8 protein-coding genes are annotated in these 8,558 nt (G+C 72.1%); 3 read left to right on the forward strand and 5 right to left on the reverse strand.

Annotated features, from left to right (window positions below; translation table 11 throughout):
- Positions 1 to 39: 39 nt before the first annotated feature.
- Both ACFPIJ_RS41570 and ACFPIJ_RS41575 read right to left on the reverse strand, forming a co-directional pair.
- Positions 40 to 1,551 (reverse strand): phospholipase D family protein, encoded by a 1,512-nt coding sequence (locus tag ACFPIJ_RS41570; protein ID WP_380124050.1) that lies wholly within the window; start codon positions 1,549 to 1,551, stop codon positions 40 to 42.
- Positions 1,548 to 2,978, reverse strand: a complete 1,431-nt coding sequence (locus tag ACFPIJ_RS41575) for a phosphatase PAP2 family protein (RefSeq protein ID WP_380124052.1) — start codon at positions 2,976 to 2,978, stop codon at positions 1,548 to 1,550. Before ACFPIJ_RS41575 ends, ACFPIJ_RS41570 begins: the two co-directional genes overlap by 4 nt.
- 36 nt (positions 2,979 to 3,014) lie before the next feature.
- Between ACFPIJ_RS41575 and ACFPIJ_RS41580 the strand changes: the two genes are divergently transcribed.
- Both ACFPIJ_RS41580 and ACFPIJ_RS41585 read left to right on the forward strand, forming a co-directional pair.
- Positions 3,015 to 3,830 carry a DUF1206 domain-containing protein gene (locus tag ACFPIJ_RS41580; RefSeq protein ID WP_380124054.1) on the forward strand — a complete coding sequence of 272 codons (816 nt, stop codon included), beginning with the start codon at positions 3,015 to 3,017 and terminating at the stop codon, positions 3,828 to 3,830.
- On the forward strand, positions 3,827 to 4,753 hold the full coding sequence (locus tag ACFPIJ_RS41585) for a diacylglycerol/lipid kinase family protein (protein ID WP_380124056.1): 927 nt from the start codon (positions 3,827 to 3,829) through the stop codon (positions 4,751 to 4,753). Before ACFPIJ_RS41580 ends, ACFPIJ_RS41585 begins: the two co-directional genes overlap by 4 nt.
- On the opposite strand, the gene ACFPIJ_RS41590 is transcribed toward ACFPIJ_RS41585, so the two are convergent.
- Genes ACFPIJ_RS41590 through ACFPIJ_RS41600 form a run of 3 tightly spaced genes read right to left on the reverse strand, consistent with a single transcriptional unit; the run spans position 4,728 to position 5,785 of the window.
- Positions 4,728 to 5,087, reverse strand: a complete 360-nt coding sequence (locus tag ACFPIJ_RS41590; protein ID WP_380124057.1) for a PLD nuclease N-terminal domain-containing protein — start codon at positions 5,085 to 5,087, stop codon at positions 4,728 to 4,730. The two genes, ACFPIJ_RS41585 and ACFPIJ_RS41590, sit on opposite strands and share 26 nt — an antisense overlap.
- A gap of 27 nt (positions 5,088 to 5,114) precedes the next feature.
- Positions 5,115 to 5,423 (reverse strand): DUF202 domain-containing protein, encoded by a 309-nt coding sequence (locus ACFPIJ_RS41595; protein ID WP_380124059.1) that lies wholly within the window; start codon positions 5,421 to 5,423, stop codon positions 5,115 to 5,117.
- Complete coding sequence (locus ACFPIJ_RS41600) at positions 5,420 to 5,785, reverse strand: YidH family protein (RefSeq protein WP_380124061.1); 366 nt, start codon at positions 5,783 to 5,785, stop codon at positions 5,420 to 5,422. Before ACFPIJ_RS41600 ends, ACFPIJ_RS41595 begins: the two co-directional genes overlap by 4 nt.
- A gap of 39 nt (positions 5,786 to 5,824) precedes the next feature.
- On the opposite strand from ACFPIJ_RS41600, the gene ACFPIJ_RS41605 reads away from it, so the two are divergent.
- Positions 5,825 to 8,350: an ABC transporter permease gene (locus tag ACFPIJ_RS41605; protein ID WP_380124063.1), complete on the forward strand. Its 2,526-nt coding sequence runs from the start codon at positions 5,825 to 5,827 to the stop codon at positions 8,348 to 8,350.
- Positions 8,351 to 8,558: the final 208 nt, after the last annotated feature.

Raw genomic sequence — 8,558 nt, forward strand, 5'->3', positions numbered from 1 at the left:
CCACGCGGACAAGGCGGGTTGGTGAACGGCGCAAAACGCTCAGAAGGCACCCGCCCGGCGCAGCCCCCGTGGCCTGCCATCGGGGTCGTGGATGGTGTTGTAGACCACACGGGCCCAGGTCGCGGTGCGGCGGGGGACCCGGGGCGGACGGTAGGGCAGGAGCCGGCCGGGCGGGCGTGGGCCGATCCGACCGCTGTCGTGCCAGGCCTGCAGCGCCTTGGCGGACGCGTCGAAGATCTCTTCGATCGGGCCCTCGGGGAGTTCGTCGAGCTCGAGGTGCTCCCGGCAGAGCCGTTCGCGCAGGGCTCGGGGGTAGGTGCCCGAGGGGTCGAGGATCGCGCAGGTGAGCTCCGAGTCGTGGGTCCACGAGCGCAGCGACACGTTGTCGGAGCCGGTCGTGACCCAGGTGTCGTCGACGACGCAGACCTTGGCGTGCACGTAGATGGGGGTTCCAGCGGCGTTCTCCGGGCTGAAGACGTGCAGCCGGTCGCCGCCCGCCTCGCGGAGCATGGCGAGTGCGCGGGAACGGCCGTACAGCTGCGGCATGCTGCCGAACGTGCCGGGCCGGTCGGGATGGCGCGGCACGACGGCGACCAGGTGCACCTCGGGGTGCTCCCGCAGTGCGTCGGCGAAGCAGCTGGCGACCTTCGGCGACCAGAGGTACTGGTCCTCCAGGTAGATCAGCCGCTGGGCCCGCCGGACCGCCTTGCCGTAGCCGCGAGCGACGCTGAACTCGCCGTCCGGGGCGAACGGGTAGCCGCCGCGGCGGTAGGGATACGTCCGCAGCAGCTGCACGCTCAGTTCGCCGGCCGGAGCGGGGTCGGGCTGCTGCGGCGGCAGCCGGTCGGGATCCAGGTTCTCGTCCTCGACCTTGCCCTGAAACCAGTGCAGCGGGTTGCGGGACAGCGCCGACGGGTCCTCCCAGCGCTCCCGGAACGTGGCCTCGACCTGGCCGACCACCGGCCCGCGCAGCTCCAGCTGCACGTCGTGCCAGGGCGGCCGCTTGCCGTACTTGGGGGTGATCTCCACGGCCTGCGGGTCGCCCTCGTGTGCCGGGGTGTCGCGGCGGCCGTGGCAGAGGTCGATGCCGCCGACATACGCCCGATCGAGCGACGGGCGGCCGGGGTGGCGCAGCACGACGAGCTTCTGGTGGTGCGAGCCGCCGACGCGGACCCGCATGTCGCGCAGGCACTCGCCGCCGGCGGCCTCGATCTTCCTGGCGAAGCGCCGGTTCTCCGCCGCGCTGAACTGCAGCGCGTTCCAGTGCGAACGCCAGATGAGGCCCTTGACGCGGACCCCACGCTCCGCGGCGGCGCACAGCACCGAGCCGATCGAGGGGCCGTTCTTGCTGACCCGCTGGCTCGCGTCGCCGCGCCAGTCGGTGAACAGCAGCAGGTCACCGCGCTCCATCCGCTCGATCGCGGCGTACAGCTCGGCGAAGTACTCCTTGCCGTCGATCAGCGGCCGCACGGCGTTGCCGTCGGTCCACGCCGTGATCCTGGTGTGCGGGTTGCCCCGCTCCTCCTCCGTGAGGAACCAGTCCTGCTTCATCGCGACACACCCGAGTCCTGAAGGTCGCCGACCGGTGCCGGGGTCTCCCCGGCGGGCAGGTCGGCGTTGGGTTTGACCAGCCAGTACATGGCGCACAGCCACAGGGCCGACAGCACCACGCTGCCGACGATGTCGGTGGGATGGTGCATGCCGCGGTACATCCGCGAAACGGCGACCCACAGCGGCATCGCGACCGCGAGGACCGGCAGCACCCACCGCCACCAGGCCCGGGTCCGCGGCCAGACCAGCACTGCGGCGGTCCACCAGATGAGGATCGTGGCGGCGACGTGGCCGGAGGGAAAGCTCGACGTCGGCATCGGCCCGTCCATGTTCTCCACGTCGGGGCGGGCCCGGTCGACGATCGCGGCGCTGGCCAGGAACAGGGTCAGCTCGCCGAACATCACGGTGAGCAGGAAGATCACCGGGCGCCAGCGGCGGACGGCGGCGAGGGAGACGGCGCCGATGACGAGCCCGATCGCGAGGATCGCGTGGGTGTTGCCGACCTCGCTGCCGACGATGCTCACGTGGCCGAGCGCGTCGCTGCGGTGGCCGGCGAACCAGTGCGGGACCGTGGAGTCCCACAGGACGTTGCCGTTGCCGTCGCGGTGCCGGGCGAGCGGGAGCCCGATCACGACCAGCGCGCCGAACGTGAAGACCCAGGCGATCACCCCGCCCGCGACGGCCCAGCCGGCGCCGGTGCGGTGCTCGTGCGGCTCCGTGGGGCGCAGGTCGTCGGCCGCCTCTGGCTCCAGGCCCTCCTCGAGGGGTTCGGTCACGCGCCGGCCCTGGTGGTACCGCAGCAGCTCGAACGCGGTCGCGCACAGCCCGATCCAGGCGACGCCCAGCGACCAGCCGCCGATCACGTCGGACAGGAAGTGCACGCCCAGCGCCAGCCGGCTGAACCCGATCAGCGCGACCAGCGCGCCGACCACGATCACCGCCACCCTGCGCCAGCGGGGCCGCAGTGCCGGCAGGAACACCAGCAGCAGCGCCGTGTAGCAGATGAGCGAGTTGAGGGAGTGGCCGCTGGGGAAGCTGTTGCCGCCGCCCTGCGCGACCGGCTGTTCGACGACCGGGCGCAGCCGGCCGACGGCCAGCTTGAGGGTGGGGTCGAGGATGAGCCCGCCCACGGTGGTCGCGACCAGGAACCCGGCGAGCCGGTACTGCTTGCGGATCAGCACCAGCGTGGCGCCGATCACGACCAGCCAGGCCATGACGCCGAAGCTGCCGAGCCGGCTGATGCCACCCATCAGCGTAACCAGGAAGTCACTCGGCGCGACGGACTGGTTGAGCGCCTCGGCGATGCCGCGGTCCACGGACTCCATCGGCACCCATTGCACCCGTACCGCAATGATCAAGAGACTGAACAGCAGCGCGGTGCCGCCGAAGCCGGCCATGCGCCAAAGGGCGCTCTTGGAGGTCCTCACGTTTGCCAGCATGCCCAGTCGGGGGAAAACGAGAACATGACCGCCGCCAATACCGCGCGCCGCGCCACGCAGAGCGAGTTGTTCAAGAATCTCACCAAGGTCGGGTTCATCGGGTACGGGCTGCTGCACCTCGCGCTCGCCTGGGTGGCCGCGCAGATCGCCTTCGGTGAGGGCGGGCAGGAGGGCGACCAGTCCGGTGCCTTCCAGAAGCTCGCGGAGCAGCCGTTCGGCAAGGTGCTGCTCTGGTTCGTGCTGATCTGCCTGGTGGCGCTCGCCGTGTGGCAGGTGGCGCTCGCGATCTGGGGGCACCGCGACGTGCGGGGCAAGGAGCGGATCTGGGAGCGGGTCGCCTCCGCCGCCCGCGTGGTGATCTACGCCGCGCTGGCCTGGACCGCCGGCAAGGTGGTCACCGGCGCGCCGTCCTCCAGCGCCGATCAGCAGCAGCAGTTCACCACCGGGCTCATGTCCAAGCCCGCCGGGGAGTGGCTCGTCGGGCTGATCGGGCTGGGTGTCCTCGGGTTCGGCGTCGGGATGCTCTGGTACGGCTGGAAGCGCAAATTCGAACGCAAGCTGAACTTCGGCGCGGCGTCGCCCAAGACCCGGAAATCCGCGATCCGCGCCGGGCAGGTCGGCTACATCGCCAAGGGGGTCGCCTTCGGCATCGTCGGGATCCTGCTGGTGCAGGCGGCCGTCACCAACGACCCCGGCAAGTCCCGTGGCCTGGACGCGGCGCTGCACACGCTGGTCGCCCAGCCGTATGGCAAGTTCCTGCTGCTCGCGGTGGCGCTCGGGGTCGCCGCGTTCGGGGTCTACTGCTTCTTCCAGGCCAAGTACCGCAAGGTCGGCACGTGACCACCAGCGCCGTCATCGTCAATCCGGCCAAGGTCGTCGACCTCGACGAGCGGCGCGAGGAGATCTGCGGGTTGCTCGCCGAGGCCGGCTGGCCCGAGCCGCTCTGGTTGACGACCACCCCCGAGGACCCCGGCTGCGGCATGGCGGTCCAGGCGGTCGAGGCAGGGGTGGACGTGGTGTTCACCTGCGGCGGCGACGGCACGGTCATGGCCGTCGCCTCCGTGCTCGCCGGCACCGACGTCGCGCTGGCGCTGGTGCCCTCCGGGACCGGCAACCTCCTGGCGACCAACCTCGGGGTCACCCGCGACGTGCGGGCGGCCGTCGACGTGGCGATCCGCGGGGACCGGCGGCGCATCGACGTGGGCATTGTCGACGGCGCCGACACCAGCACCGGCCACCCGGGCACGTTCACCGTCATGGCCGGCATGGGCTTCGACGCGGAGCTGCTCGACGCCACCCCCGACACCGCGAAGCGGAGGTTCGGCTGGCTGGCCTACGTCGCGGCGGGCGCCCGCCGGTTGCGCCGCAAGCGCGTCCCGATGCGGATCCGCCTGGACGGCGGGCGCTGGCTGCGCCGCCGCGCCCGCAGCGTGCTCGTCGCCAACGTGGGGCGCCTGCAGGGCGGGATCCCGCTGCTGCCGGACGCCGAACCCGACGACGGCTGGCTGGACGTGGCGGTCCTGACCCCCCGCGACCTCACCGACTGGGTGCGGCTCGGCTGGGGCGTGATCATGCGCCGCGGCGGCAGGCGGCAGTTGGAGACCTACCGGGCGAGGAAGGTCGAGGTGCACAGCGACCGCGAACAGGCCCGCGAGCTCGACGGCGACGTCGTCGCGCCGGCCCGGATGCTTGTGGCCCGGATCTCCCCCGGGGCCCTGCTGCTCTGCGTGCCGCGGGCTATCCCTCCTCCTCCCGCCGTTTGAGGTCCTCCTCCCAGCGGCGCAGCAGCTCGGCGTCGTCGCGGGAGCGACTTGTGTCGATGCCACGCAGGAAGTCGGGGTCGTCGTCGGGGGCGACCGGCTTGGTCTGCCGGCGGCGCGTGCCGCCGGCCGAGGCGACCCCGGCGGGCTCCTCGGTCGCGAGCGGACGGCCCGCGAAGAACCAGGCGATGACGCCGACGACGGGGAGCACCAGGATGACGAGACACCAGACGGCCTTCGGTAGCCCCCGGACGTCGTCGCGGTCCGTGGACAGGCAGTCGATCAACGCCACCAGCGTCGCGACCAGCACGATGAGAAAGGGCAGTGCACGTCCCATTTCGCCATCATGACGCAGCGAGGCGCCCTATGACACCAGCAACAGGGTGCCCGTCGCGCAGTACAGCAGGGTGAGAGTGACGACGAGCGGCAGCGTACGGCCCACCGGAAGGGTGAGGGCACGGATTCTCATCCTGATCAGGTGAATTGCTCCGGCCCAGGTGAGACCGATGGCGGCGACGGCGACGAGGGCGAGCGGCCGGGGCGCCTCGAGCACGGCGAGCCTTGCCAGCAGCAGCGCCACCGCGGTGAACGACACGGTCGTGCGCCGCCACGACAGCATGGTGCGCTCCAGCTGCGCGCCCGGTGGACCGTCATCGGTTGCCGGCGGGCTCACAGGAACGTCGCCACCAGCAGGGCGACCGCGCCGAGCGCGACGATCAGGGCCAGGATGCCGGGGAAGCGTGACGGCGGCAGCGCCTCACCCAGCCGCATCGCCCGTTCGCTGCGGGCCCAGTGGTCGATCGCGCGGATCGCGACCAGGCCGCCCAGGGCGAACAGCGACACCGCGATCACGACCCGCAGCCGGTGCCCGGGCAGGAACTGCGCGACCGCGAGCCCGCCGCCGACCAGCGCCAGGGCGGTGCGCAGCCAGGCCAGGAACGTGCGTTCGTTGGCGAGGGAGAAACGGTAGTCGGGGGTCGTCCCGACGGACCGCACCTCCCGCGGATCGAACCACCGTCGGATGATTGCCCACATCGACACCATTGTCAGACTCCCTAGGTACAGTCGCGGCCGATGCTGCGAACAACTCTCGCCGGGCTGCGTGCTCACAAGCTACGGCTGCTGCTGACCGCAACCGCCATCATGATCGGGGTCGGGTTCCTCGCCGGCACCCTGGTCTATGGCGACACGGCCAAGGCCGCCTTCTACGACGACCTTGCCCGGGCCGCGAAGAACGTCGACGTCTCCGTCGGCTCGGCCGGCTTCAGCGAGTCCGGGCAGCGGTTCGACCCCGGCATCGTCGAGGAGATCAAGGCCGTGTCCGGCGTGACGCACGCCGACGGCCGGATGGCCGAGCGGCTGCCCATGCTCGACGGCAAGGGCCGGCTGATCTCCTACCTGGGCCGGATCGGCTGGGCGCTGTCCACGCCGGGCGACGATCACCTGGCGATGTACGACATCGGCACCGGCCGCCAGCCGCAGCGGGCCGGCGAGATCGCGGTCGACGACACCACCGCGGAGATCTACGGCTTCACCGTCGGCGGGCAGGTCTCGGTGGTCGGCCTCGACCAGAAGCCGGTCGCGCTGACCCTCGTCGGCATCATGGATCTCGGCGCCAACAAGCGCTTCGCGGGCTTCACCGTGGCCGCGCTCACGCCCGGGGACATGCGGACGCTCACCGGCGCCGACGGCTACGCCCAGGTCGTCGTGTCCGGGCAGCCGGGCGGGTCGCAGGACGAGCTCGCCGGCCGCATCGAGTCGGCCCTCGGCGGCCGGGGCTGGGTGACCACGGGTGCGCAGCTGCGCGACGAATACGCGCAGGCCGCCGCCAAGTACGTCGACGGCTTCCTGATCGTGATCTTCGGCTTCGGGCTGATCGCGCTCGCGGTGTCGGTCTTCGTCATCTACAACACGTTCGCGATCCTGGTCGCCCAGCGGATCCGGGAGCTGGCGCTGCTGCGCTGCGTCGGGGCGTCCAAGGGGCAGCTGTTCGGCTCGGTGATCCTGGAGGCGGTCGTCGTCGGCGTCGTCGCCTCCCTCGGCGGCCTGCTGGTCAGCACGGTCGTCGGCGAGGGCCTGCTGATCGGCCGCAACACCGTCGGCAGCGGCGTCCGGGTCGACCGGCTGATCGTCACGCCCACCACGGTCCTGGTCGGCGTCTTCGCCGGCACGCTGTTCACGGTGATCGCGTCGCTGCTGCCGGCCGCCACCGCGAGCCGGATCCCGCCGATCGCCGCGCTGCGCACGACCGCCCTGTCGGAGGTCGCACCCGGCCGCCGGCTGCTGCGGGTCGCCCTCGCGGCGGCGCCGGCCGTGGCCGGTGGGCTGCTCATGCTGTACGGGACCACGGTGCCGGGGTTCAACGGCGTGCCGATCGTCTTCCTCGGCGCGATCGCGGTCTTCACCGGCATCGTGATCGGGGCGCCGCTGATCGTGTCGCGGCTGACCGCCTGGGCGGGCTGGCTGCCGGCGAAGCTGTTCGGCGCCGCCGGCCGGCTCGCGGTCACCAACGCGCTGCGCAACCCCAAGCGGGTCGCGGCCACCACCAGCGCCCTCATGGTCGGCCTGGCGTTGATGAGCGTCTTCAGCGTGCTGCTGGCGACCGCGCGGGCCCAGGCCGAGCAGGAGCTCGACGAGAACTTCGCGGTCGACTACATCATCAGCGGCGTCTACACCCCCGGTGGGCAGAGCCGGAAGGTGCCCCTGGCGGTGACCGCGACCCTGCGCTCGCACCGCGAGCTGGCCGCGGTCGCCGCGGCCCGCAGCCGCGAGGGTGACGTCGACGGCCGGCGCGCCGAGATCTGGTCGATGGAGCCGGGCGCGCTGGACACCGTGCTGCGCCCCGAGATCACCGTCGGCTCCGCGGGCGCGCTCAAGCCCGGCACGGTCGCGCTCAACCGGTTCTTCGCCGACGAGATCGGCGCCCGGGTCGGCTCCGAGGTGCGGGTGCGCACGCTGACGCTCACCGTCGCGGCGCTGTACGACGACGCCCCGACCGACGGCCAGGCGCTGCTGGACTGGGCCGACTACGCCACCGTGTTCGGCCCCGGTGACCCCGACCAGGTGCTGGTCAAGGCGGCGGAGGGGGTGGCGCCGGCGGACTCCCGGGCCGCGGTCGACGCAGCGCTGGTCCAGGCCCCGCTCACCCAGATCAGCAGCCAGGCGGAGTGGCGGGCCCGGATCACCGGCTCCCTCGACGAGCAGCTCGGCGTCTTCTCCGCACTGCTGGGCATGTCGATCGTGATCGGCCTGACCGGCATCGCCAACACCCTGGCGCTGTCGGTGCTGGAGCGCACCCGGGAGTCGGCGCTGCTGCGGGCGCTCGGGCTGTCGCGTGGCCAACTGCGCGGGATGCTGATCCTCGAGGCGATGCTGATGGCCTTCGTCGGCGCCGTGGTCGGCGTCGGCTTCGGCGTGCTCGTCGGCGTGTCCGCCTCGGTCGGCCTGATCCGCCAGTTCGGCCACGGGCATCCGGTCGTCCCGTACGGCCAGCTGCTGCTCTACGTCGTCATCGCCGCCGTCGCCGGTGCGGTCGCCGCCGTGCTGCCGGCCCGCCGGGCCGCCCGCACCGAGGTCGCAGCCGTCATGGCCGACGACTAGGGCCTGTGTCGAGGTAGGAGTCGGTGCGAGGCGAGGTTCAGGCGTCGGCTGGGGCCGCGCCGGGCGCGCCCGGATACCGGGGTTGTATCCGGGTGTGACCGGCGTGGGTCCAGGCGGCGTCTGGGCCCGCCGCCTACCTCGACACAGGCCCTAGTAGTGCTTTGTCATAATTTTCGGCATTGGGTGATGGTGGATGCCGGTTTTGGGT

The organism is Dactylosporangium cerinum (assembly GCF_042653625.1).
Lineage (GTDB): Bacteria > Actinomycetota > Actinomycetes > Mycobacteriales > Micromonosporaceae > Dactylosporangium > Dactylosporangium cerinum.